The organism is Mesorhizobium sp. M4A.F.Ca.ET.050.02.1.1 (assembly GCF_003997725.1).
Taxonomy (GTDB): Bacteria; Pseudomonadota; Alphaproteobacteria; order Rhizobiales; family Rhizobiaceae; genus Mesorhizobium.
The window spans coordinates 1-894 of sequence record NZ_RZSG01001294.1 but is presented as its reverse complement, the minus strand read 5'-3'; the positions used below and the strand labels follow the sequence as shown (position 1 = coordinate 894).

Sequence of the window (894 nt, the reverse complement as noted above, 5' to 3'; positions counted from 1 at the left end):
CGGATCTCGTCCGGCCGCATGAGCGGACGACGCACTTGCCTGCTGTGAACGGAGCGCGTGTAATAGGTGTCGAAAAGACTCGCCTGGGTTCTGGTAACGTCCTTCTGAAATTCAGCCGTTTCGCCTATCTGATCGGAGACGTAGCGCAGATCGTCGGTCTCCTGGGCGCCGAAGAAGATCTGGACCCGGGCAGCATTGATAAGCGTTTCGCGGCTTTCCTTGCGGTAGATCTCGTCGACCGATTTGAGCGACTGCACGAAAAACCACATCGGCACGCCGTGGCCGCCAAGCACGGTCGCCATGTCCGTCACATTCTCAAGCTTGCCGAGGTTCTGAAATTCATCGAGCAGGACAAGCACCTGGTGCTCGCCGGGGCGTGGCATGGATTCGGACATGAAGTTCATCATCTGCGTGATGAGCACATTGAACAGCGGGCCCAGCGAAGCCATCTGCTCGCGCCGAAAATCGAGATAGAGCGAGACCCGCTCGCTCTTGAGATTGCGGATGTCGAAGGAGCTGCGCGAGGTTGCCCGCATCAATCGCTCGTTCAGGAAGGGCGCCATGCCGGTGCGCACGCCGGCGTAGAGACCGGAAAACTGCTTCTCCGCCATGTCCGCGTAGGGCAGCAGCGTCTGCAGCGTGAAATCCGAGACTTCATGCCGGCGGGTGTCGCGCAGGCTCGCCAGGAACTCCAGGATGGGCTCATCGGCGCCGTTCATGAGCTTGAGGATGGTGGCGAAGCTGCGGTTCTCGTCAGCAATCTTCGGCGACTCCATGACGTAAGAGGCAATGCCGGTGAAGAGGAGGCGCGCATCGTTGACCCAATAGGGATCGGCGTTCGCAGGCGGCCGCGGAAAGAGCGCGGCCGCCATATTGCGCAGGTCGATGTCCCGC

1 protein-coding gene is annotated in these 894 nt (G+C 60.6%); it reads right to left on the bottom strand.

Features of this window, described 5'->3' with window-relative positions; genetic code table 11:
- On the bottom strand, window positions 1-894 hold an 894-nt coding region (locus EOA33_RS37020; RefSeq protein WP_145989567.1), incomplete at both ends, for a type IV secretory system conjugative DNA transfer family protein.